The following is a 24,617-nucleotide window of genomic DNA, read 5'->3' as shown; positions in this document are numbered from 1 at the left end:
CGCCCCGTTTAACCATCTTATTCTTTGTCTTCTTTTTTGATATGGACATCCATTTGTGGGAACGGAATACCAATACCTTCTTCATCTAACCGATCTTTAATCTTCTCGAGTAAGTCCCAACGCGTTGGCCAGTGATCTTCGGTTTTAGTCCACGGGCGCACATTAAAGTCCACTGAAGAACTATTGAGTGCTGTAACGGTCACGACCGGCTCTGGATCTTGCAAAATGCGCTCATCATTTTTCAGCACGTCCATTAATACCTTTTTGGTTTTTTGCAAGTTAGCGCTGTAACTGACACCAATCACCAAATCGATACGACGGATCGGTTCGCGGTTGTAGTTAGTAATGGCGCTACCAATCACTTGTGAGTTCGGCAGATAGACCACTTTACGATCCGGCGTTTTTAAGATGGTCTGGAAGATATTAATTTCTTCAACCGTACCCGCTGTCCCTGCGGCTTCCACGTACTCACCTGAACGAATGGGACGGAACATGATTAATAATACCCCCGACGCGATGTTCGAGAGTGAACCTTGCAATGCTAAACCGATGGCAAGACCCGCGGCACCTAATATGGCAATAAACGATGTGGTTTCAACACCGATTTGATTCAATGCGACCATCAATGCGGCGATGAAAATCAGTGATTTAACAATGGCTGTTAAAAAGCTGATAACAGCATTGTCGACCTGACGTTTTTGCATCCCTTTGCGCATGATTGAGGCGAGGATACGCGTCACTATTGAAGCGGCAAACAGAATAACAATCGCGACAATCACTTTGATCGAATATTCGATCAGCATGTCTTGGTTATTATTAATCCAATCAATTATAGCTTGCATCAAAATGTCCTTTTGTTGGCAACGATACGATTATATATAGCATCTGATTTCTTGAAGATGCGTTCAGATTAACGATTTATTTTGATCTCGGCAAGTTGGCGATCATTAAATTGAGAAACGATAACGCCCCTGATTATCCGGTCGTCCTAAATAACTCAGCATTTTTGCCAAGCCCTCGGGCGTTCTTGGATTGGGTTGCACCGTACCATTCACACGTATTGAACTGGGGCTCACCGTGCCCTCGAAATTAAGACCTAAGCTGTTCTCTCCCGCCATCGACAGCGCTACTGCCCCAGCTTGTGCACAGCCAAGGTTCAGCGGAAAATCACCCAGAGATTCCCAGCGATGGTTCACCAGTACCCGAATGTTTGAACCCGACGCATTTCCTTTTAATGCACTACAAAGCTTGGCGCCCGACAGATCATTCAGTGCATAATTTTCTAATGCGATGCGCCATTGTCCTTCTGTCTTTAATGGCATATTAAAATTAACCAGTTGCATCAGCGGTGCCAACTCGCCTGTCGCACGCAGTTGAGTCAATTCAATCGAATTCAATGATGCACTGCCTGATGCTTGCGCGGCCAGTGGATTATTTTTACTCGGTACCGTCACCGAAAAGCCGAGTTGACCGGTAATCAGCTGACTCGGTGCCAGTGACCAGCTGACGTTATGAAAGGCGGTATGATTAACCACCGCATAACCAATCCGGCCTTGCCATAACGTACCCGATACTTGCTCAACATAAATACCGGCTGGCATTGGCAACCAATACACCACCGCCGCCGGAATGTAGGCAATCAGTGCAATGAGATAGACTGGAATTAACCACAACCACTTCTTCATGATTTCTCCGTTACCAACACTTGTCGCACACGTACTTTGCCGGGTTCGTCTAATCGAGCTAAATCGAGTGTCGTCACTTGCAATTGATAGGTTTGTTCAAGCGCATATAACCAGCTCATGGCTTGTTGATACGAGGTTTCATCGACACTGACGATGAGGCCATTGTTCTGCGGCTGCATCCGTGCAATTTGGATCTTATTGCTGGCAGCCGCTTCGTTAACGCGCTGCGACAACGACCCACTGACCTCGGATTGTGCTTGGGTTGCAGACAATGACTGATAGCGTGCAACTTGTTCACGCAACCAGAATAACTGTTGCTGTTGCCCCTCTAAGCGCCGTTCAGCTAATTGCTGGGCGTTATAGGTGGGTTGCCAGATGGCAAAGTAGATTATGGCAACGATGATAACGGCACCGAGTCCTTTCACGAGGTTTTGCTCACGTACCGCAAGTTGCGCCCAGCGCTGTTGCGCACTTTGTACTAGGGGCGTTTGCGTGAGTTTTTGTAGTAATGGTGTAAGAAGACTCATGAACGACCTCCTTGATAGGCAATAGTCAAGGTGCCTGCGACACCATCACCACGATTATTCAGCGCGCCCTGTTGTACCTCAAAACCGAGTTGTTGAGCTTGGTTCTGGAAGGCCTCGAATTGTGAGAAGTTTTGTGCCACTGCTTGCATCCGCAGTGCGCCATCTTGATAGCGCAGCAACTCCAGGCTCAGTTGTGGTTGTTGTAAAAATGCCGGCGCCAATTGGTCGAGCATTGCTAACGCCGATGGCATGGCTTGATCATCGATACCTAAAGATTGTAATTGCTGACGCATTTGCGCGCGTAGGTTAACGATGCGTGTTTGATTCGGAAACGTCTCTTTGTATAGCGTTTCGGCTTGCTGCTGTAGCTGCTCTGCTTGGTGGTTTAAATAAGCCGTTTTGACCCAGCTACTCGCCAGTGTCACTGCGAGCGCAATACCCGCCGCCCACGCCAGCGGCTGCCAACGTATTTCAAGGGTTCGTTTGGCTCGCTTGGGAGCATACCGTTGACCACGAATATCAAGGCTCACCCGCTGTTTGGCAAACGCTACCATCGGCAGTTCACTGTTAGCAAATTCGAGCGCTAGCGCACTGCCGTTGAGCGCGATATCGGAATAAGCGACCACTTGGTTGGTTTGTGGGTATTCACTCTGTTTTAACCCGACCACGGCGTCCGCCAATGTTTGTTCAACGGCTAAACCATCCCAACGTCCCATACGAATGAGTACGTCATCAGCAATTTGCACACCTGTCCACTGTTGCTCACTCTCAGGCTCTGGAAGCATCAGGTAGTCAACCGCCCACTCATCGGCTTCAAGATGTGCTGCGGCCAGCCATTGCTGCCACTGCTGCATTTCACTATGACGGACAACCGCAACGGGGATCTGGCCTTCTTTAATGCCGTTTTCCGCCCAAGCAAAATGCAGGCTATCAATGTCATCCGCGAGTTCATCTTCCAACGCGTAAGGGATTAGCTTATCGAGGTGACGTTTACCACTGTTAGGAATGGTGACTTTACGCATCGAAATCGCTTGCCCCGGACACAACAGGGTCACCTGACAGCGCTTTGCCTGCTCGGTCAGCTGCGTCAGTTCAGCTGGATCATTGAGCTCACCACTAGCAATCACTTCGGCACCTGAGGGCTGCCAAATCAGCCAGCTTATTCTTGGCTCGGCATCGGAGGCCGGTAACCTGATGAGTAAGCGTTCTTGCATATCAATCTTCTCCCATGGCTCGGTACACAACACGCGCTTGACCTGATGTCACATGTAGCACTGAGCGAGCGGTGGTCTCTAACGACCCCCATTGTATATAAGCTTGTAGTAAAAAGTACTCACTGCTAACAGCGAGTTCATCGAGCGAGCCGGTTTCACCGTCCTGTGCCCCCGTTAATAAACTATCTTGCAGCAATTCTTCGCGGCTTTCATAGCCCTGTTCAGGGCGTGCTTGAACCAATTGTTTTGCACCATCCAAGGTTAGCTTACCTTGAGTCACCGCCACCAGCAAAACCGCGCGCTCCTCATCGAGCGTATTGACGTTAATGCGTAGCTCTGCGTTACCGGGAATGGCGCATACATAGGGCTTAATACGTTGCACAACTTCAGCCGTAAAGCCTTTAATCATACGCAACTCACTGACATCAAATAACAACCCATTGGCGGTTTGATAAGGGTGTGGTAACGCTTCGTAATCGGGGTCTTCAGCACCACTTTGCGACAGTTCACTGTCGCTGTCGAGCCAGTCGGTCAGTGCGCCTGCCAAACTCTCGGCTTGGAAGGCATCAAGCTCTAAGCTCACGAGTAGTTGTTGAAACTGCTTGCGGCGTTTTTCAAGGCTGAGGCCTTGCTGCTCAGTGCCAGCTAAACTATTGAGGTTGAAACAACTACGTAGATCCTTTACTTGCGCAGCTATCTGTCCGCCTTCCACCGGGAACGGCCCGGCGCGTTGTGCCCAGTTCTGATTGGCATGAACGATGCCGTCATCGCGTTCGATTTCCTGTTGCAGCACTTCCTTGAGAACGGCTTCGCCGCTTAGCCACATCCAATAGCTTTGTTCTGATTGCTCAAAGCTCGCTGTACGCGTCACTTGACGTTGTAATTGAGTACCCAAGTTCGTTGCAATGACAGCGATGATAGCCATCACCAACAACACGGTAATAAGAGCGACACCTTGCTGCTTACGCATTGTTGTCATCCTCTTTCTTAACCGTTTGTGCAGGCTCAACGCCGGTTAAAAAGCGCCGTCTAATTTCGCCGTAGTCTTCACTGTTAATCGTTAACTCGATGGCGGCCGGGAAGTCATCCGGTGTTTCCCAGCTAGTGCGCCAGCCGGCTTCAATGCCTTGATTCGATTGCGACTGTTGAGACGAACGATAAAAGCGTACTTGAAAGGACTTTACGCCCTCCAGCAGATCTTGCACCACAGGCTCACCACTGCGGTCGTTCACATACGGATAGGTCATACGCTGTAAAACATTATCTTGCACGCGGTAGACCACCGGCTGAAGTTCACTGCGTGACAACATTAAGCCAGGGTTATCGTAGCCGCTGCGCACAAACCCTAAGACGCCACTTTGTGATTCAATAATGCGTTCGTCGTTAGTAATCAGCTGTTGTGCGACTTCTAAACCATTGGGACGCGTCGGCTTAGGCACCGCTTGGCGCATGTCTTGTTGGATAAGCAGCCAAGTGAATTGCAGTTGTTCGATACGTTCGGAGGATTCTTCCGATAAGCTTTTGGTACGCGACATTTGGTCAAGCACGGTGTAACTTGCGAGCCCTATCAAGGTAAAAATAACCATGGTGACCATGATCTCAACTAAGGTGAAACCGCGTTCAGAGCGCATTATCGCCTCCGTCGGTATCGGCTAATTGAGGTTTACGAACATATTGGGTCAGTCGCGCCCATTGGTAATCCTGCTCCCCCTGTGTGACTTCAATAGTCACCGCCACCACATTGGGTGTGACCGTTTCAACCACTTGTTGCCGCCACTGCCACTCAACGCCGCCTTGGCGCTCACTGCCACGCTGATTATCTTTAATTGGCCAAGTGGTTGCTAGGTTCAATTCGGTCAGTCGGTTAGCCGCTACGTACTGGGCAAAGGTGCGCTGTTGGATGGTGCTTAAACTATTAAGGTGACCGCTTGCAGCCGACACAGCCGCCAATGCCGCCATCGCAAAGATGGCGATGGCAACCATGACCTCGATTAATGTAAAACCACGATTATTGCGTTTCATCACTATCTGCTATGCGAGTGGTCCAAGCGCTATCAGCAATTAACCAGTAGCTCGGTTCGGTATCAAAAGGCGCGGCAAACTGAATCGAAAATTGTGTCAACTCGCCTGTCGGCAGTATCAGCAACTGGGGCATCGGCTGATCTTCGTCGTCATTATCATCAGACGGCGAAAACAGGGTGTTTTCTAACTGCTTTTCTTGCGCAATAAAGGGCGGTTCATCGATGCGCCATTCGAGTGTAAGATTATCTTGGTAATCCTGAGCGGCTAAGCCCTTTTCATTCACCGCTTGCCAACGCCAGTCTTCTTCGGTTTGCTGCCACCTTAAAAACTCATACCCTTCGGTGTTAAGTAACAACCCGAGCGGACGTTGCTCTATCATGGCGCGTTCCCGCGCCCACTGGAGCTGTGCTTTCAGTGTGGCGGCGGCGGTTTGTGGCGTGGTTTCATCGCGGGTCATGCTCGGCACAGTAAATACCACCGATGCAGCAATCAAACCCACGATCGCCATGACCACTAGAATCTCAACAAGGGTAAACCCTGATGGCTTGCACGCCGATGAGCGCATTACTTAGTTGGATTCGTTGTCTTGTCCGATCATCCAGTTACCAAAATCATCATCAGTGCCTGGCTGTTGATCGGGACCGGGTGAGAAAATATCGATATCGTCGTACTCACCGGGGTTAAGTAACATATAGTCGTTACCATACGGGTCTTGCGGCAGACGTTGAATATAGCCGCCATTGCGGTAGTTGCGTGGCTGTGGATCAACATTAGGCCGCTCCACCAAGGCTTCTAGACCTTGCTCTGTGGTTGGAAACATGCCGTTATCTAAGTGATATTGCGCTAACGCGTTCTCAAGCGAGACTAAGTCTGCTGTCACTTTCTGTTTATTCGCCTGCTCTTGGCTGCCCAACACATTGGGTAGAATCATGGTAGCTAGAATACCGATGATGGCGATAACCACCATAATTTCGACCAATGAAAAACCTTGATTTTTACGCATCATATTTAAAACCCTATACTCTGGTTCAACTGCAAAATTGGCTGAATAATTGACAATACAATAAAGAATACAATCCCGGCCATCGAAACGATAAGCACCGGCTCAAAGACTTTGAGTGATATTTGCACCAATGATTCAAATTCTCTGTCTTGGTTATCTGCGGTGCGTCGCAACATTTGCTGTAACTCACCGGATTTCTCACCTGCGGCGATCATATGAAGCATCATTGGTGGAAACAAACCGGTTTCTTGCAATGCCGCACGCAGTGATGCACCCTCACGTACCCGCGTTGCCGCTTCGTCCACGGCTTCTCTGATCGCACGGTTACCAATCACCGTGGCGGTAATTTTAAGCCCATCGAGTAACGGCACTGCCGATGATGTGAGGATACTCAGGGTACGCGCGAAGCGCGCCGTACTGACGCCGCGAATCACTCGACCCAGCAACGGCAGCTTCAACAGCCGTTTGTGATATTTAAGTTCGTGTTCGGGTTTCTTTAACCATTGTTTAAACGCAAACACCAACACCACAATTCCGGCTAAGATAAACAAGCCCCAGTTCTGCAAAAACTCCGATAAACCAATCATAAATTGAGTGGTGGGTGGTAACGTCTGTCCGAGGGTAGAAAAGTTGTGCACGATTTGCGGCACAATAGACACCAGCAGAAAGATCACAATACTGATCGCTACCAATGTCAGCATGACCGGATACACCAAGGCTTGCGTCAACTGGCTCTTCATATGCTGGCGTTGTTCGGTGTAATCGGCTAACTCATCCAGGACTTGGTCCAAGTGGCCTGACTTTTCACCGGCAGCGACCATCGCTGTGTAGAGCGAATCGAACACCCCCGGATATTCCGCCATCGCCTCTGCTAGACCATAGCCTTCTACCACTTTACTGCGCACCGCCATGAGTAGTTGTTTCATGCGTGGCTTTTCACTTTGATCAGCCACGGCGAGCAAACACTGTTCGATCGGTAAAGCCGAGTTGACCAAGGTCGATAACTGACGGGTAATCAGCGCTAGATCTTGCGCTTTGACGCGGCGTACACGACGCCAGCGGTTTTGCTGTTGCCCTTTTTTCTGCTCTTGTTCTGCAGCGGGCATAACATCCATAGGGATGAGCCCTTGGTCGCGTAATTGCTGACGCACCTGGCGAATGGTGTCCGCTTCAATGATACCTTTCTTCTTACGCCCATCTGCCGCCAGCGCATGATACTCAAAAGCCGCCACAGATTACTCCTCGCGCGTCACGCGCAAAACTTCCTCAAGGGTGGTTACGCCATTGCGTACTTTCGCCAAACCATCGCTGCGAATGCTCGGGGTATTCTTACGCACATAGCGTTCAATGGATTGCTCGCCGTGGCCGTTATGAATTAGCTCACGTACGTGCTCATCCACTTCGATGAGTTCGTGTATGCCCGTACGTCCGCGATAACCGGTCTGGTTGCACTTTTCGCAACCTTGCGCTCGGTAAATTGTCAACGCTGAGTCGGTCACACCGAGTAACGCCCGTTCCTTTTCATCTGCCTGATGCGGCTGCTTACAGTCTGGGCACAAGGTGCGTACCAAACGCTGTGACAACACGGCGAGTAGGCTTGACGACAACAAGAATGGCTCTACGCCCATGTCTTCTAAGCGTGTTATCGCACCCGCTGCGGTATTGGTATGCAACGTCGACAAAACCAAGTGACCGGTTAACGACGCCTGTACAGCAATTTGTGCGGTTTCGATATCGCGGATCTCACCGACCATGACAACATCCGGATCCTGACGCAAAATCGCGCGTAAGCCTCGTGCAAAGGTCATATCAACACGCGGATTAACTTGCGTCTGCCCGATACCATCAATTGCGTATTCTATCGGGTCTTCGACTGTCAAAATGTTGCGGTCTTTCGAGTTAATTTCGGTCAGTCCGGCATAGAGCGTGGTCGATTTACCCGAGCCGGTAGGACCGGTAACCAAGATAATACCGTGAGGTTTATGGATCAGCTCGGCGAATACTTCGCGGTTGGCTTCTGTCATACCGAGTTGCTCGAGATTAAGACGGGCATTGTTTTTATCTAACAAGCGCAGCACCACGCGCTCACCGTGATTCGATGGCATAGTCGAAACCCGCACATCGACAGCGCGTCCGGCAATCAGTAAAGAGATACGTCCGTCTTGTGGCACTCGCTTTTCGGCAATATCCAGCTGCGCCATAACTTTAATACGCGAAACCAACAATGAAGACAGCTTGCGATTAGGTGTCAGCACCTCACGCAGAACACCATCGATACGAAAGCGAATGGTTAACTGCTTCTCGTAAGTTTCGATGTGAATATCTGACGCACCTTCTTTAATCGCCTCGCTCAACATCGCGTTGATCAGTTTGATAATAGGCGCGTCGTCTTCACTTTCTAATAAGTCTTCGGTTTGCGGCAGCTCATCGGCTAATGAGAATAAATCGGACTCATTGCCGATATCTTCCATCAGTTGTTTCGCCTCGGATGAGTCGCGCTGATAGGCTTGGGTCAACAAACGCTCAAATGCTTCGGTATCGTGCCGTTGCAAGGTAAATACCTCGCCTAAACGACGCCGTACCTCAAGTAGTGTTTCCGCTGACGTGCCGTCGCGATGATGCACGACGGGCGGCTCGCCATCTTCAACCACAACGCCAAAACGCTTAGCAAAGCTAAAAGGTAAGCGCTTTGTGGCAATATTGCTGGCATCAGTCATCTTGCTGCTCTTTTAACTCTTCTTTAATCGCGCCCTTTTCGTTGAGGTACTCCTCAAAGCTCGGCGGCAAGGTTAAATCGCTGTTCCAGTCGTTCATCACTGGTGTTTCTTTATCCGGCATCAGCGCAACGCCCCGTGAACGGCGATCCAGCTGCAGTGCACGCATGTAATTGTATTTTTGCTTACTGATATCAGAGAGCTTGCTACCGTCGCGTACGATGGTGGGACGAATAAACACCATCAAATTACGTTTTTGTGTTGAGGTCGAGGTCGAGCTAAACAAGCGACCTAAAAACGGAATATCGCCGAGCAAAGGAATTTTAGAGACCGACTCTTGCACATCCTCATCAATAAGACCACCCAGTACGATAGTCTCGCCGTCTTCTGCCATCACGGTGGTTTTGAGTTCGCGTTTGTTCACGATCACGTCGACCGAAGTCGCACCACTCAGACTCGATACTTCCTGTTCAATAACCATTTGTACCGCGTTGCCTTCGTTAATTTGCGGGGTAACCTTGAGCTTAATACCTATCTCTTGGCGGTCGACGGTTTGGAATGGACTGTCGTTATCATTACCTAAGGTCGACCCGGTAATGGTCGGCACTTCCTGACCCACTAAGAAGCTTGCTTCTTCATTGTCGACGGTGACAATGCTCGGTGTTGCCAAGATGTTTGAGTTGGTATCTTGCGAGATAGCTTGAACAACCGCGGCCCAATCATCTTTGATGGTGCCGAACATCATGCCGTTAACACTCCCCAATAGATTAGCAAGTAAATCTAGGTTACCGCGCTCTTCTGGGTTGGTGGTTGTCACGGTTTGACCGTTATCATTGACTGTGGTGACTGATGTGCCTTCACGTGGGCGTGCTTGGTATGCCGCTGCGGCTAAACTACCGATAGGCACTTGGTTACCCGTATTGTATTGAACTAAACCACCGTCTTCACTAATCCACTGAATACCAAAATCGACGTTATCGCCTTCGAGTACTTCGACGATGATAGCTTCGACTTGTACTTGCGCACGACGAATATCGAGGTCGCGGATGACATTCTCAAGTGCCGACAACATATCGGGTTCAGCTGTGATAACGACAGTATTCGTCGACTCGTGCGCGCTAATACTAATGCTGTTATCCGAGCGGTTACGAATCGAGTTTTGACCCGTTTGTTTCGCTTCTTCCGCTTTGATCGACTGACTGACGTTTTGTAACACCTCAACCATCTCTTCAGCGCGAGCATACTTGAGGTAGTACACGCGGGTATTGCCCTCAGTTTTAAGATCTTGGTCGAGTTGTTTTATCAATTTCACAACTCGCGAACGCGCGCGTGGTTCACCACTGACAATCACGCTATTACTGCGCTCGTCAGCGACAATTTTCGGGATCAATAATGCGGGTGTGCCATCCGCGTTGGCTTTTTCGAACAGGTTTTGAGCAATGCCAACGAGTTCACGTGCCGAAGCATACTGCAGTTCGACGATGTCGACATCTTGGTCACCGGCTTTATCAACACGTTCAATAATTTGTACTAAACGTGAGATCGTTTCGGCACGGCCTGTCATCATAATGACGTTAGACGGGTCATAGCTCACCACCATGCCGCCGCCCGTTTGGTCGTTTAACTGACGTAATAACGGAGCCAACTCGCGCACTGAGACGTTTTCTACCGGCACCACGCGAGTGATCATGGTGTCACCCTGTTCCTTTTGGTCACCTGCGACGACCGGTAAAGGCGCGTGTTGAGCGTCTTTATCACGGATGACTTTAATCACGCCGGAATCCATTTGCACGGCGGCAAAGCCGTAGACTTCTAAGACGTTCAAAAAGAATTGGTAGTACTGCTCTTGATTCATCACGTCGTAGCTACGCACATCAATGGTGCCACGTACATTGGGATCGATGATGATAGTTTTGCCCAAGTTACGCCCGACAACTTGGATAAACTCGGTGATATCCGTATTTTTAAAACTAGCGGCGTACTCTTGCGCAATTGACGGCGCGGGCATTGTCATTGATACCGAACCAATAGCGATAGCCAGCGCGCTCAACCATGTTTTTGGACCAAAACGAGTAACTGTCATAATTATTATTCCTGCTGGTTAGGAAGCTGCAAACTCAGCTCAATACGCTCGCCGTTACGTAGCACCGTCACTGTCGCTTCGGTCGCACCCTGTAACTGGCTGCTCAGCTCTGAGGCTTGTTGCATATCGGTCAAGTCGTAGCCGTTAATCGCGACGGCTAGGTCACCTTCCTGAAAGCCTGCTTGGTAAAAAATATCGGCCTGATTCCCAGGCGAGAGACGGTAGCCTTGCAGACTACCTTGTTCTAAAACGGGTGCGATAGACACATAATCGAGTAACTGATCGGGGTCACGTTTGACCCGCTGTAACGCATCCGAGGTGTTATTTGCTTTATTCGCTTCGGCTTCACTGCTCTCTACCACCAATGACAGGGCGGGACGATCTTCGCCAATGTCTTCTAATTGCAGTGTCTCTAAGCGTCCACCGTTATCTAAAATGACACGGTCAGCGAGAATTTGCTCCACCGTGACACGACTGCGACCAATAGCGTCGCCAACTATATAAGTCGACTGCTTGCCTGCTTGTTCGATTATAGCGGCTGAGCGCTCCGGGCGTGAACTTGCGGAAACGCCTACGAGACGGACATTTAAAGACGTTTTAGGGGCGTTGGCGTAATCATTACCGCGCGACTGCGTACCCGCCTGCTGACGACCAAAAATCGGTAATTGCTGTAGTTTAGCGAGGTCGACACTTTGGTTATCGCGGTTTTGCGCACGCACATCAACGTTAGGGCGCTGTTGTGTTTCAGGTGAGGGCGTCATAAACCACCAAGTCGCTTGCGCCGCAACAATGACGACCCATATCCACAAAAGCACCGTAACTACAGTTACGGAACGGGATATCCACTGATTCGCGTTCTGGGTTGATGGCATTAGGCTTATCAATTTAATTCACTTTTATCGTTGTTGTTTTACCGAAGCAATGCGCTACATCCGTATAGGAATTTGATACAATATACGCAACTTGGTGGCTAGCGCTAGTGTCGCATCGTCGAATTATACAATTTTGATGTTTTGGCATTGTAGCGTAGGCACGAGTAGTCAACAATCGATTAACACTAATTTTATAATATTTTCGTGACGATTTTATGACACAAGACAGCGGTGTAAGGCTCGACAAATGGCTCTGGGCAGCTCGATTTTATAAGACTCGGGCGCTTGCGCGTCAGATGGTGCAGTCGGGCAAGGTCCATGTTGCGGGTAAACGCAGTAAGCCCTCTAAACTCGTGCAGGTAGGTGATCGAATTACCTTACGACAAGGCTTTGATAGCAAAGAAGTCGAAGTGTTGGCGCTGAGCGAGCAACGACGGGGAGCGCCCGAGGCACAATTACTGTACCAAGAATCTGAAGCGAGTATAGAAAAACGCGAGCAGAATGCTGAGGCGCGTAAACTGAATGCGCTTTACAATCCACACCCCGACAAGCGGCCGGACAAAAAACAACGTCGGCAACTGATTAAAATGAAAGATGGTGGTAATACATGACAACCCAGCTTGACTATCCAACCGATCAACTCGCGCGCTACAGCTTTGCTGAGCAAGATGTGCGCGGTGAGATGGTGCAACTAACCAGTAGTTACCAAAGCCTAATTAAAGGACACCAGTATCATCCCGCGGTACAACAGCTGCTCGGTGAAATGATGGCGGCCGTTTCGTTGCTGACTGCGACACTCAAATTTGAAGGTCATATTGCGGTGCAACTGCAAGGTGATGGGCCGGTCAACTTTGTTGCCGTTAATGGTAACCATGCGTTAGAACTACGCGGTATTGCCCGGGTACGCGCTGATATTGGTGAAACGGACTTACGCAGCCTGATAGGTAAAGGGCAACTGATTATTACCTTGACCCCGCAGGATGGCGAGCGCTATCAGGGCGTTGTCAGTGCTGATGCAGATTCATTGGCCGAAGTGATTCAAGACTACTTCGAACAGTCTGAACAGTTGTCGACGCGCGTTTGGTTATTTGCCGATGGTGAGCATGCTGCGGGTATGTTTTTGCAGCGCATGCCGGCCTCTGGTAAAGACATGGTAGGCTTTGAGCACCTGGCCACCTTGACGGATACCGTGACCGCACAAGAGTTGTTTACGCTTCCGGCTGAACAACTGCTGCACCGACTGTATCACGAAGAAACCGTACATATGTATCCATCGCAACCGGTCCGTTTTGTTTGCGGCTGTTCAAAAGAGCGTACTCTAGAGGCTTTGGCTTCGGTACCTGTCGACGAGCTTAAACAGATCCTTGAGCAGGATGGCGAGATTGTCATGACGTGTGACTATTGTCTGACGGAATATGTCTTTAAAGACGAAGATTTCGCGTAACCGTTCGCTAGGTGTTGATAAAAAAAGAGGTCTTGAGGACCTCTTTTTTTGTGCTATTTGCTCTTTTTAACAAACTTCATCAAGCGACGACGTTTGCGTTGCTGCGATAGCGTCAGGTTGTTCTTCTTACCTGCATACGGGTTTTTAGGTTCACGGAACTCGACTTTGATGGGTGTTCCCATGACGCCGAGCGCCTTACGAAAATAGTTCGTTAAATAACGCTGATAAGAACCCGGCAAGCGAGTGACCTGATTACCGTGGATCACGATACGCGGTGGGTTATAGCCCCCTGCGTGCGCATATTTCAATTTCACTCGGCGACCGCCCACTAACGGTGGTTGGTGCTCTTCTTGCGCCATCTCCATGATCTTGGTCAACTTAGAAGTCGACACACGTTGGGTCGCACTCTTATAGGCTTCCTCAACGGACTCAAATAAGTGACCCACGCCGGTGCCATGCAACGCTGAGATGAAATGCAAACGGGCAAAGTCGACAAAGCCCAAGCGACGATCGAGTTCTCGTTTGATCTCATCTTTATGGTCTTGCTGCAAACCGTCCCACTTGTTTACCGCAATCACGATAGAACGACCTGCATTTAGTGCAAAACCTATCAAGTTCAGATCTTGATCGCTGATGGTTTCGCGCGCATCAATGACAGCTAACACTACGTTAGCATCTTCGATTGCCTGCAAGGTTTTTACCACTGAGTATTTTTCTATCGCTTCATCGATACGCCCGCGGCGTCTCACACCTGCGGTATCGATCAAGACATACTCACGTCCATCTCGCTCCATGGGGATGTACACGGAGTCGCGCGTGGTACCCGGCATGTCGAACACGACCACCCGGTCTTCACCGAGAATACGGTTGGTCAACGTTGACTTACCGACGTTCGGACGACCGACTATAGCCAGCTTTAGCGGCAATGCTTCATAATCAATTTCATCGTGCTCAAGATCTTCGCTGTCAGGCGCATCTGGAACGATAACGTCTGGGTAATCATCGGCTAGCGGCTTGAAACACGAATCTAATAAATACTCGACACCGCGACCATGCGCTGCAGCGATACCATAGAGATTACCTAGCGCAAGCGAATAAAAGTCAGCCATCGCTGAGTCAGCGTCGATGCCATCGATTTTGTTGGCAACCAGATAGACTTTTTTCTTTTGTTTGCGTAGATGGGTTGCGATCGCTTGGTCACCCACGGTGACGCCATCACGCGCATCCACTAAGAACAAGACAACATCAGCCTCTTCAATCGCTTGCAGCGACTGTTTGGCCATCACCTCGTCGATGCCCTCTTCGTCACCGTGAATACCGCCGGTATCGACAACTATAAACTGATAACCGTCATAATTGGCTTGGCCATACTTACGATCACGGGTCAAACCCGGGAAGTCTGCTACGAGCGCATCCCGAGTTCGAGTTAAACGATTAAATAATGTAGATTTGCCTACATTGGGTCGGCCTACTAAGGCCACGACAGGTAACATGTATGAGTACTTCCTAATTAACCTCGATGGCGTATAAGTCACCATCGCGGGTTTGTACGTAAATCGTATTGCCGTCAACGACTGGTTGAGCGTAGATCCCGTCTCCACCTAAGTCCATACGGCCGATAATTTCGCCTGAACTCGGCGATAACCAGTGCAGGTAACCTTCAAAATCACCGAGTGCTAAATGATTGTTAACGATCGTTGGTCCTGTTAATGCACGACCGAACAATTCGTTGTTGCTCCATTGCTCGATACCGCCGCGCAAATCCAGACCAAACACATGGCTATTTGAATCGGTTAGATAGATATTTCCGCCATTGATGTGCAGGTTTTCATAGGCGCTGTAGTCACGCTTCCAGCGAACTTCGCCCGAACGTAGCTCAAGTGCGGCAAGTTCACCGTTGTAGGCAATCATGTAAATAACGCCACCGACAACAACAGGGTTTGAGTCGATATCTGCAAGGGCTTCTAACTCGGTTGCGCCGGTTGGGTCACCAACCGCTTGGGTCCACGCTTGCTGGCCATTGGTACCAATCAATACGGATGCACGACCAGAAGAATCTCCCAGAATCACGCCACCACTGACAATGCTGGGCGCTGATGCACCGCGCAATGTTAGCGTGGGTGTTTGATATTCGTGAACCCAGTTTTGCTCACCGGTATCTGCCGATAAGCTAATCACTTTACCACCGGTGGTGTGAACTACGACCATACCTTCACCGACAGCTGGGTCAGACGTCACTTCATTACCCACTTCAGCGTGCCATGCGAGCTCACCTGTTTCGGTGTCGATCGCGACAACATCGCCGTTTTCGGTGCCTAAAAACAGCTTATTGTACTGGGCAACGAGGCCACCTGAGATGCGCGCAGGAAATGGTGATGAGAACAAGCCGCTAAACCATCCGTCATCAACACCTTCGTTGATCTCGATAAGATCATGTAACTCAACTTCCCATAGCGTTTTACCGGTTTCTTTATCAAACGCTTTCACCACACCTTGCCGGTCTGCGGCAAACACCTTACCGTAGGCGACGGTCGGATTCAGGCGAGAAAAGTATTCACCAACACCGTCACCAACTGAACGCTCCCATTTGATACGCGTATCCACCTGCTGACTCACGGGTTGTAACGGAGCCACAGTGATTTTTTCGTCGTCATCACCGAAAAGAGAACACGCCGACAGTGAAAGCCCTGCTAAGGCAATCAGACTGGTACGAAATAGAGATTTCATCGCTGTTTTAGACTGCATTATGACTTCGCCAAGCTGTTGAGTTTAAGTTCTACTGCCGGAGACAGTGTTGAACCATCGCTGTTCAGTGCGCTTTCATAGGCTTCACGCGCTTTAGCTATATCGCCTTGAGCGGCATAAACATCGCCTTTAATTTCGTTAGCGAATGCTAAATAAGCTTTGGGTAACTCTGCGTTGAGTACATCCAATGCTGGTTGAAACTGCTCTTGTGCGGTTAATACACGAGCAAGACGCACACGGGCAATCGCAGATAAGTTATCATCTGCACCACCATCAATCACCGATTGGAATGACGTAACCGCGGTTGCGAGGTCGCCCTCTTGTGCCGCAAAGCGACCCAATTGCAACGCAGCTAAATACCCGTACTGTGAATCCTGATGCGATTTAATAAAGCTCTGTGCGTTAGTGATTGCACCTTCTTCGCCGGCATTGAGCTGGCTCACCACGGCTTCATAGCCACGTGACGCTGTGTTCTGCGCCTCGATGGTCGCTTTATCGTAATAGCGCCAACCAAAGAACAGACCTAAGCCAATAATCGCGCCTGCGATGATGCCTTTACCGTGTTCGGCCCAAAACTCTTTAATTCGTTCTACTTGTTGTTCTTCTGTTTGATCCACAGGACACCCCTATTCTTGTGTCAATGGCTTGAGCGCGACAATCAACTCGCTCCAACCGAATGTTTGTTGGTCATCAGTCGTCCGCAAGGGTTTGACAGTCAACTGATTATTTTCTAATTCATTCTCGCCTAAAATCAGCGCCACTTCAGCACCGGATTTATCGGCTTTCTTAATTTGCTTTTTCATTGCGCCACCACCGCTATGCACGACGATGCGCAGGTCCGGCAGTTCATTTCTCAGCTTTTCGGCAACAGCTTGGGCGTTAAGTTCCGCAGCTTCACCTAAAGGCATTAGGTAGGCATCGACAGCGCGGCGCGGCGCAAGCTTTTCTTGCTCTTGTAACAGCAATACTAAACGTTCCATGCCCATCGCGAAGCCAACAGCCGGTGTTGCCTTGCCACCCAGTTGCTCAACCAAACCATCGTAACGGCCACCGGCACAAACGGTACCTTGAGCACCTAACGCGGTAGTGACCCATTCGAACACGGTGCGGTTATAGTAATCAAGACCACGCACGAGGCGCTCGTTGAGTACATATTCAATGCCTGCGGCATCAAGGCGGGCCTTTAACTCATCGAAGTGCTGTTTAGACTCTTCATCCCAATAGTCCGATAGCTTCGGGGCGTGTTCTAACAATTGCTGCGTATTGGCGTCTTTCGAATCCAAAATACGCAAAGGATTAGAGTCTAGTCGGCGTTGACTATCTTCGTCTAACTCGCTCTTGTACTGTTCTAAATAGTCCCGTAATGCATCACGATAGCGTGCACGCGCTTCATTTGAGCCAAGCGAGTTAAGCTGTAACTCAACTTGGTCGGCCATACCCAGCGCCTTCCAGAGTCGGGCTGACAATAAAATGACTTCAGCGTCCGCATCCGCGCCCGCGAGGCCAAAAGTCTCGATACCAAATTGATGGAATTGACGATAGCGACCTTTTTGCGGGCGCTCGTAGCGGAACATGGGACCCATGTACCACAAACGCTGAATCTGATTATACAGCAAGCCATGTTGATTACCGGCACGCACGCAACTGGCGGTGCCCTCTGGGCGCAAGGTCACACTCTCGCCGTTACGATCGTCAAAGGTGTACATTTCCTTTTCGACGATATCGGTCACTTCACCAATAGAACGTTTAAACAATGCCGTGCTCTCGAGCACGGGCATGCGTATTTCCTGGTAGCCATAGCTTGCGGCAACTTGACGGATAATTGCCTCGACCTGTTGCCAAGCAGCTGTTTGCTCAGGTAACAGGTCGTTCATTCCTCGAATTGCTTGGATGGTCTTTGCCACGGTCACTCTTCCGTTTAGCCTACAAAATAAGCGCGTATTATAGAGTCTTTACGACGGCGGGTAAAATCAGTTGTCGATTTCTTTTACGTCAATGCGATGCTTTTTGACATATTCAACGCGTTCACGGATCTGAGCTTCTAATTGATCCACCAGATCATTGTTATCAAGTCGCAGTTTTTGGCGCTCACCGCCAATATACAGGCCACTCTTGCTTTTTGCACCAGCAAGACCGACTTCTGAAATCAATGCTTCACCGGGACCATTGACCACACAGCCAATAACAGAAACATCCATTGGCTCGGTGATGTCCTCAAGTCGTTGCTCCAACGCATTCACCGTAGAAATCACGTCGAATTCTTGTCGCGAACAGCTGGGGCAAGCAATAAAGTTAATACCGCGCGAGCGAATACGCAGCGATTTAAGCATATCAAAGCCCACTTTGATCTCTTCAACAGGATCCGCGGCAAGTGACACACGTAATGTATCACCGATGCCTTCTGCTAATAACATGCCTAAGCCAATGGACGATTTAACCGAACCACTGCGAAGGCCACCGGCTTCGGTAATACCTAAGTGCAACGGCTGTTCGATTTGCTTAGCTAAAAGACGGTACGATTCTACCGCTAAGAACACGTCGGATGCTTTAACGCTGACTTTAAAATCTTGAAAGTCTAAACGGTCCAAGATATCGACGTGTCGCAAGGCAGATTCAACGAGCGCTTCCGGCGTCGGTTCACCATACTTCTCTTGCAATTCACGCTCTAACGAACCGCCGTTCACACCAATGCGAATTGGAATATTCTTATCTCGTGCCGCATCGACTACGGCGCGAATGCGGTCTTCGCGACCGATATTACCTGGGTTAATTCGCAAACAATCGACACCGTATTCAGCCACTTTGAGTGCAATACGATAATCGAAGTGAATATCTGCGACTAAAGGAACAGGGCTTTGTTGCTTAATCAGCTTAAACGCTTCTGCCGCATCCATGGTCGGCACCGAGACGCGAACAATATCGGCCCCCGCTGCTGCAATACGGTTAATTTGCTCAACAGTGGCTTGTACGTCGGTTGTTTCAGTGTTGGTCATCGACTGAACGGCAATGGGCGCATTGTCTCCAATCGGCACATTACCTACATAAATCCGACGGGAAGGTCTGCGCTTAATTGGATTTTCGTGCATCATAACGGCTTACACTCAGTCTCTTAATTGCTTGAAGGAATCGTTAATCGTGCCACACGATCTTGGCGATATTGTGACAAGTCTAGCGTATTACCCGCGTAGGTTATAGTTACCGCGGCAGGCTTACAGATGGTTGCCGAAAACGGTGCTGAGCCTGGTACCGGCATACGATAGCCCTGTGCCTTGGTACCAATCGCCTGTACTTCGCCATCGGCGTCTTCAACTTTTACCCAGCATTCTTCACTAAATTCCATCACCAAAGTAGCGGTTGGTGCGGTATCTGCGGTATTTTCTGTATTCTCTGTATTCTCTGTATTCTCTGTATTCTCTGCATTCTCTGTATTATCTGCATTCTCTGACACAGCTGGATCGGTTTCGACCACTGGCTCTTGAGCGCCTGTGTCACCCGAATCGTTGACGACGTTATCGCCCGACTCTTGCTCTGTCACTTCTGGACTTGCTTGCTGGCTCGAGGACGTTTCTGGCACCTCTGAAACGGGCTGCTCGATAGCGTCTGGATTCAGCTCATCCTGTTGGGCAGGGTCATTGATACTTAATGAGGTACTTGCATCCGCCGCGCTGACTTCAGATTCAAGCACAGGCTGCTCACCCGATGTGGGCGCTTGAGATTCGTTTGATTGACGTAAGGTCGGCGTATCGTCGATGTTTTCTGGTTGCGTTGATTCGCTTTGCTCAGTGACTGCTTGTTCAACGTCATTGCTCAGCTTCGAGAAGCTCAAATCGCTGTCTTGCCACCACCAAATCACTAACGCGATAACGACTACAACCACCAACCAAGTAATCATCATCAATCGGTTATCGCTTTCTTGATGTTTAACACGACGCGAAAAGCTTTGCATCGGCGTGCTTTCAGGTTCTTGGATATTGAGTGACTTATACGCCTCATCGATATGGCTTTGGTCAACACCCAGTAGTTTGGCATAGGCGCGCAAATAGCCTTTGACAAAGGTCGTGGTTGAGAAAGTGGTATAATCATCTGCTTCGATGAGTTCAATCACTTGCAGTCGCAAGCGTAAGCGATCGGCAGCCTCACGCGGCGTCATCGATTTTGCTTCGCGCGCCTGTTTGAGTATATGCCCTGGGCCTGCTGTTGGGCGACTCGGTTGCTCTGGCGACGACATGAGTTGTTCGTTATTTTGGTCCGCGCTTGAGCTGTTATTTGCAGATGAGTTATCGGCAGTCATGATCTTTGGGTCGTTCCCTAGTTTAACTAAAGTTAAGCGAATTGCATTCTAGCGACGTTGTGCACAGTTATTTTGCTGACCTGATTGCGCGCCTAAGCGTTTGGCTTGGGCAAATGCGCGCTCAGCCGCTTGGTGCTGACCTGATAAACACAGCGCTACCGCATAATTGTTGTGCAGAACTCCGCTCATAGGTTGCCATGATAATGCTTCTTGGTAAAGTAGCAACGCGGAATTGACACGTTCTTTACTTAAATACCAGTGACCGAGCGCTAACACGGTGTCGATGCGTCGTGGAGCGGTGAGAAATGCTTGCTTTAAATGACGTTCAGCATGATCCAATTGATTTTGCTTCAGATACGCCATCCCTGCGCGTAAATGAGCATCGGCGGCCGCGCTACGTCCTGTCGCAGCACACGCGCTTAACCCCCAACTCATCAAGATAATTAGCAACCAACGCACTGAGACACTCCTTCATTAGTGACTCGAGTGCGCCGCTTCTGATTAGCTCGACTTCACCTCAATCGAGCTGCCGCCACGCTGTGCTTGTTGGCGCTTTAGAATACGTTTAGTTCTATCAATGACATCACCGACCAACTGACCGCATGCGGCATCGATATCGTCGCCTCGAGTTTTACGAACCATGACGGTAAAACCATAGTCCATTAATACTTTAGCGAAACGGTCAATACGCGAATTACTCGAACGACCATAGTCAGAACCTGGGAATGGATTAAACGGAATCAGGTTGATTTTGCTCGGTGTATCTTTAAGCGTACGAGCGAGCTCATGCGCTTGATCCATCGAGTCGTTTACGTGATCAAGCATGACATACTCAACTGTCACTTTATGCTGAGCTTTTGACTGCTCCACGTATTTACGACTCGACTCTAAAAACTGTTCGATGTTGTACTTTTTATTAATCGGTACGATTTCATTGCGCAGTTCGTCGTTAGGCGCATGCAACGAAATAGCGAGCATTACATCGATTTGCTCGCGTAGCTTGTCCAATGCCGGTACCACACCTGAGGTACTCAAGGTGACTCGACGTTTCGACAAACCAAAACCGTAATCATCCATCATGAGGTCCATCGCTGGCACCACATTGTTGAGGTTGAGCAGCGGTTCGCCCATCCCCATCATAACTACGTTAGTCACAGGTTTGATACCTGTTTTACCATAGGCTCCGAGTAGCTGATTCACACGCCACACTTGGCCAATGATTTCCGCTACGTTGAGGTTACGGTTGAAACCTTGTTGACCGGTTGAGCAGAAAGTGCACTCAAGGGCACAGCCTACCTGTGACGAGACGCACAATGTGGCGCGGTCACGCTCTGGGATCCAAACAGTTTCAACGTCTTGACCATCAAACAATGTCATCACGAATTTAATGGTGCCATCGCTCGATTGCTGTTGTTCACGAATTTCTGGTGCGCGAATTTCAGCACATTGTTTGAGCTTCTCGCGTAGTCCTTTGTTGAGATTGGTCATCTCATCAAAGTCGTCGACACAAAAGTGATAGAGCCATTTCATGACCTGATCGGCACGGAATGGTTTTTCGCCCATATCTTTGAAAAAGGCTTTCATCCCATCGCGGTTCAGGTTTAGAAGATTCACTTTTTTATCGATAGCGTTGGTCATAAATTTCCTGTATCTAAAAAGTACCGTGCGCCAGAGGGCGCACGATTTCATTCGTTAAACGATCAGTCTTGCTCATGAAGCGAGACTTATCGAGTACGTGGGCAGATCTCTTCATCGCTGAAGAAGTACGCGATTTCACGTGCTGCTGTTTCAGCTGCGTCAGAACCGTGTACTGCATTCTCGTCGATAGTTTCAGCATAGTCTGCGCGAAGCGTACCCGCCAATGCGTCGGCAGGGTTGGTTGCACCCATGATTTCACGGTTTTTCAGGATAGCTTCTTCGCCTTCCAATACTTGTACTACGATTGGACCTGAAGTCATGAATTCAACCAATGCGCCAAAGAAAGGACGCTCGCTGTGCTCGGCATAGAAGCCTTCAGCTTGCTCTTTGCTCAAGTGCATCATTTTTGACGCTACGATACGCAGACCTGCGCTTTCGAAACGATTGTAGATTGCGCCGATTAAGTTTTTCGCAACCGCGTCGGGCTTAATAATTGATAAAGTGCGCTCTAAAGCCATCTTTTTTACTCCAAAATGGGTATTTAACCAGAGGTGAAAATTTCCGCGCGAATTATACGTTAGATCTCGGAAAAAATCGAATATCTATTGATTGTTTTTTAACTCGTTCTCAGCTAGTATCGAAAAACGTTTAGCCTTGTAGACGTCCAAAAGGAGTCCGTCATATGTCGAATACGACCCAGTTCCAAAAAGCTACCTTAGGCGGTGGATGTTTTTGGTGTATTGAATCAGCATTTAACCAACTTAAAGGCATTGAATCGGCGCAGTCAGGTTACACTGGCGGCACAACCGAGAATCCAACGTACAAACAGGTCTGCAATGGCGATACCGGTCATGCAGAGGTTGTACAGTTAACGTTTGATCCGTCGATTATCAGTTATCGTCAAATTTTAGAAATCTTTTTTACCTTACACGATCCCACCCAAGTGAATCGTCAAGGTAACGATGTGGGTACACAATATCGCACTTCTATCTTTTATCATGATGACGAGCAGCAACAGATCGCGCTTGAACTCATTGATGAACTCGAAAACGATGCAGTGTTTGAAGATCCGATTGTGACTGAAGTCGCACCGCTCGACACCTTTTACAGTGCCGAGGATTACCATGATGATTACTTTAATCGCAACCCGGAGAACCCGTATTGCCAAGCGGTTATTTCACCTAAGCTGGCAAAATTCCGTAAAACCTTCGCTGAATTACTGCGCAGCTAACACGCGGTAAGTATTCAACACATGATCCGCGGCATATTCCATCTCTTCCATGGTGGTGTCGCGGCCTACGCTAAAGCGTAATGATGCATGCGCCAATTCATCCGCTAAGCCAATCGCGCGCAACACATAAGACGGTTCAACACTCGCCGAAGTGCAGGCTGATCCCGATGAGATCGCTAAGTCTTTCAGCGACATTAACAGCAGTTCACCCTCGACGTTGGCGAAGCTGATATTCATGATGTTGGGAACGCGCTGGGACGGATGACCATTGAGTTTGATGCCTGGTTCAGCTAGTAACTTTTCGAGAAACCGCTGACTTAACGCGCTGTAATGTTCACGATCATCGTCTAAGCGTTGACGGGCAAGCTGCGCCGCTTCGCCTAAACCAACAATCTGATGGGTCGCCAAGGTACCCGAACGCATACCGCGTTCATGCCCGCCCCCGTGCATTTCAGCCTCAAGTTGTACTTTAGGTTTACGACGCACATAGAGCGCACCTATTCCTTTTGGCCCATACATTTTGTGTGCCGATATAGAAAGCAAGTCTACACCGAGTTGTTCTACATCAAGTGGCAGCTTGCCTGCACTTTGCGCGGCATCGACATGCAGCAGTACGTTGTTTTCCCGACAGCATGCACTGATGGCTGGGATATCTTGAATAACACCCAGCTCATTGTTTACGTGCATCACACTGACTAACACGGTGTCCTCGCGGAACGCTTGTTGCAATGCTTGGCTATCTATCAAGCCGTCTTTATCGACTGATAAAAACGTCACATCAAAACCTTCACGCTCAAGCTGCAATGCCGGATCAATAACAGCTTTGTGCTCTGTCGCTACAGTAATAAGGTGTTTTCCCTTATTACGCGCCTGATGCATGACACCCTTGAGTGCTAAATTATCCGATTCTGTCGCACCTGAGGTGAAAACGATTTCACGCGGATCCGCGTTGATTAAATCCGCGACTTGATTGCGTGCAATGTCCACCGCCTCTTCCGCCTGCCAACCGAGACGGTGTGAGCGCGATGCTGGATTAGCAAAAATGCCATCCGCTGTTAAGTACTTCATCATGGCATCTGCGACGGATTTATCCACGGGCGTGGTTGCCGCGTAATCTAAGTAGATCGGCTGTTTCAAAACAACTCTCC

26 protein-coding genes are annotated in these 24,617 nt (G+C 49.3%); 3 read left to right on the top strand and 23 right to left on the bottom strand.

Annotated elements, in window-relative coordinates; translation table 11 throughout:
• Positions 1-17: 17 nt before the first annotated feature.
• The 13 genes from BFR57_RS06400 to gspC form a co-directional block, all read right to left on the bottom strand.
• Positions 18-842: a mechanosensitive ion channel domain-containing protein gene (locus tag BFR57_RS06400; RefSeq protein ID WP_071463179.1), complete on the bottom strand. Its 825-nt coding sequence runs from the start codon at positions 840-842 to the stop codon at positions 18-20.
• Between the two features lie 105 nt (positions 843-947).
• Complete coding sequence (locus BFR57_RS06395; RefSeq protein WP_071463178.1) at positions 948-1,685, bottom strand: type II secretion system protein N; 738 nt, start codon at positions 1,683-1,685, stop codon at positions 948-950.
• Positions 1,682-2,212 carry a type II secretion system protein GspM gene (gene gspM, locus BFR57_RS06390; protein WP_071463177.1) on the bottom strand — a complete coding sequence of 177 codons (531 nt, stop codon included), beginning with the start codon at positions 2,210-2,212 and terminating at the stop codon, positions 1,682-1,684. Before gspM ends, BFR57_RS06395 begins: the two co-directional genes overlap by 4 nt.
• Entirely contained in the window at positions 2,209-3,426 is a 1,218-nt protein-coding gene (gene gspL / locus BFR57_RS06385; protein WP_071463176.1) for a type II secretion system protein GspL, read from the bottom strand. Before gspL ends, gspM begins: the two co-directional genes overlap by 4 nt.
• A 1-nt stretch (position 3,427) precedes the next feature.
• Positions 3,428-4,396 (bottom strand): type II secretion system minor pseudopilin GspK, encoded by a 969-nt coding sequence (gspK, locus tag BFR57_RS06380; protein ID WP_083405062.1) that lies wholly within the window; start codon positions 4,394-4,396, stop codon positions 3,428-3,430.
• Positions 4,389-5,057 carry a type II secretion system minor pseudopilin GspJ gene (gene gspJ, locus BFR57_RS06375; protein ID WP_071463174.1) on the bottom strand — a complete coding sequence of 223 codons (669 nt, stop codon included), beginning with the start codon at positions 5,055-5,057 and terminating at the stop codon, positions 4,389-4,391. The genes gspK and gspJ overlap by 8 nt, the downstream gene beginning before the upstream one ends.
• Positions 5,047-5,448 (bottom strand): type II secretion system minor pseudopilin GspI, encoded by a 402-nt coding sequence (gene gspI, locus BFR57_RS06370; protein ID WP_071463173.1) that lies wholly within the window; start codon positions 5,446-5,448, stop codon positions 5,047-5,049. Before gspI ends, gspJ begins: the two co-directional genes overlap by 11 nt.
• Complete coding sequence (gene gspH, locus BFR57_RS06365) at positions 5,435-6,013, bottom strand: type II secretion system minor pseudopilin GspH (RefSeq protein ID WP_071463172.1); 579 nt, start codon at positions 6,011-6,013, stop codon at positions 5,435-5,437. The genes gspI and gspH overlap by 14 nt, the downstream gene beginning before the upstream one ends.
• A 3-nt stretch (positions 6,014-6,016) precedes the next feature.
• Entirely contained in the window at positions 6,017-6,454 is a 438-nt protein-coding gene (gspG, locus tag BFR57_RS06360) for a type II secretion system major pseudopilin GspG (RefSeq protein WP_006956922.1), read from the bottom strand.
• Positions 6,455-6,456: 2 nt separating this feature from the next.
• Positions 6,457-7,683 (bottom strand): type II secretion system inner membrane protein GspF, encoded by a 1,227-nt coding sequence (gspF, locus tag BFR57_RS06355; protein WP_071463171.1) that lies wholly within the window; start codon positions 7,681-7,683, stop codon positions 6,457-6,459.
• Positions 7,684-7,686: 3 nt separating this feature from the next.
• Positions 7,687-9,168 carry a type II secretion system ATPase GspE gene (gene gspE, locus BFR57_RS06350; RefSeq protein ID WP_071463170.1) on the bottom strand — a complete coding sequence of 494 codons (1,482 nt, stop codon included), beginning with the start codon at positions 9,166-9,168 and terminating at the stop codon, positions 7,687-7,689.
• Positions 9,161-11,248 (bottom strand): type II secretion system secretin GspD, encoded by a 2,088-nt coding sequence (gene gspD / locus BFR57_RS06345; protein ID WP_071463169.1) that lies wholly within the window; start codon positions 11,246-11,248, stop codon positions 9,161-9,163. Before gspD ends, gspE begins: the two co-directional genes overlap by 8 nt.
• Before the next feature lie 5 nt (positions 11,249-11,253).
• A complete protein-coding gene (gene gspC, locus BFR57_RS06340; protein ID WP_083405061.1) occupies positions 11,254-12,120 on the bottom strand; it encodes a type II secretion system protein GspC in 867 nt (288 codons plus the stop codon).
• 215 nt (positions 12,121-12,335) lie between these two features.
• On the opposite strand from gspC, the gene hslR reads away from it, so the two are divergent.
• Together hslR and hslO are read left to right on the top strand one after the other, a co-directional pair.
• A complete protein-coding gene (gene hslR, locus BFR57_RS06335) occupies positions 12,336-12,731 on the top strand; it encodes a ribosome-associated heat shock protein Hsp15 (protein ID WP_071463167.1) in 396 nt (131 codons plus the stop codon).
• Positions 12,728-13,564, top strand: coding sequence for an Hsp33 family molecular chaperone HslO (gene hslO / locus BFR57_RS06330; protein ID WP_071463166.1), 837 nt, complete (start codon positions 12,728-12,730; stop codon positions 13,562-13,564). The genes hslR and hslO overlap by 4 nt, the downstream gene beginning before the upstream one ends.
• 53 nt (positions 13,565-13,617) lie before the next feature.
• On the opposite strand, the gene der is transcribed toward hslO, so the two are convergent.
• From der to ndk, 9 genes are all read right to left on the bottom strand, one after another.
• A complete protein-coding gene (gene der / locus BFR57_RS06325) occupies positions 13,618-15,057 on the bottom strand; it encodes a ribosome biogenesis GTPase Der (protein WP_071463165.1) in 1,440 nt (479 codons plus the stop codon).
• A gap of 13 nt (positions 15,058-15,070) precedes the next feature.
• Positions 15,071-16,309, bottom strand: coding sequence for an outer membrane protein assembly factor BamB (bamB, locus tag BFR57_RS06320; protein WP_083405060.1), 1,239 nt, complete (start codon positions 16,307-16,309; stop codon positions 15,071-15,073).
• On the bottom strand, positions 16,309-16,926 hold the full coding sequence (locus tag BFR57_RS06315; protein ID WP_071463164.1) for a tetratricopeptide repeat protein: 618 nt from the start codon (positions 16,924-16,926) through the stop codon (positions 16,309-16,311). Before BFR57_RS06315 ends, bamB begins: the two co-directional genes overlap by 1 nt.
• Before the next feature lie 9 nt (positions 16,927-16,935).
• Entirely contained in the window at positions 16,936-18,213 is a 1,278-nt protein-coding gene (gene hisS / locus BFR57_RS06310) for a histidine--tRNA ligase (protein ID WP_071463163.1), read from the bottom strand.
• A 66-nt stretch (positions 18,214-18,279) separates the two neighbouring features.
• Positions 18,280-19,398 (bottom strand): flavodoxin-dependent (E)-4-hydroxy-3-methylbut-2-enyl-diphosphate synthase, encoded by a 1,119-nt coding sequence (gene ispG / locus BFR57_RS06305; protein ID WP_071463162.1) that lies wholly within the window; start codon positions 19,396-19,398, stop codon positions 18,280-18,282.
• 20 nt (positions 19,399-19,418) lie between these two features.
• Positions 19,419-20,600, bottom strand: a complete 1,182-nt coding sequence (locus BFR57_RS06300) for a RodZ domain-containing protein (RefSeq protein WP_071463161.1) — start codon at positions 20,598-20,600, stop codon at positions 19,419-19,421.
• A 48-nt stretch (positions 20,601-20,648) separates the two neighbouring features.
• Entirely contained in the window at positions 20,649-21,059 is a 411-nt protein-coding gene (locus tag BFR57_RS06295; protein ID WP_071463160.1) for a hypothetical protein, read from the bottom strand.
• Positions 21,060-21,101: 42 nt separating this feature from the next.
• Complete coding sequence (locus BFR57_RS06290) at positions 21,102-22,238, bottom strand: bifunctional tRNA (adenosine(37)-C2)-methyltransferase TrmG/ribosomal RNA large subunit methyltransferase RlmN (RefSeq protein WP_071463159.1); 1,137 nt, start codon at positions 22,236-22,238, stop codon at positions 21,102-21,104.
• 86 nt (positions 22,239-22,324) lie between these two features.
• The gene (gene ndk / locus BFR57_RS06285; protein ID WP_006956949.1) at positions 22,325-22,756 is read right to left on the bottom strand and encodes a nucleoside-diphosphate kinase; all 432 of its coding nucleotides are present in this window, start codon (positions 22,754-22,756) and stop codon (positions 22,325-22,327) included.
• 164 nt (positions 22,757-22,920) lie between these two features.
• Here ndk and msrA point away from each other — a divergent pair, with 164 nt between their 5' ends.
• The gene (msrA, locus tag BFR57_RS06280) at positions 22,921-23,469 is read left to right on the top strand and encodes a peptide-methionine (S)-S-oxide reductase MsrA (protein WP_071463158.1); all 549 of its coding nucleotides are present in this window, start codon (positions 22,921-22,923) and stop codon (positions 23,467-23,469) included.
• Here msrA and BFR57_RS06275 read toward each other — a convergent pair.
• The gene (locus tag BFR57_RS06275) at positions 23,455-24,606 is read right to left on the bottom strand and encodes an IscS subfamily cysteine desulfurase (RefSeq protein ID WP_071463157.1); all 1,152 of its coding nucleotides are present in this window, start codon (positions 24,604-24,606) and stop codon (positions 23,455-23,457) included. The genes msrA and BFR57_RS06275 overlap by 15 nt on opposite strands.
• Positions 24,607-24,617 lie beyond the last annotated feature (11 nt).

Origin of the sequence: Idiomarina sp. MD25a (genome assembly GCF_001870515.1) — a bacterium.
Taxonomy (GTDB): domain Bacteria; phylum Pseudomonadota; class Gammaproteobacteria; order Enterobacterales; family Alteromonadaceae; genus Idiomarina.
This window is presented reverse-complemented; position numbering and strand designations above follow the sequence as displayed.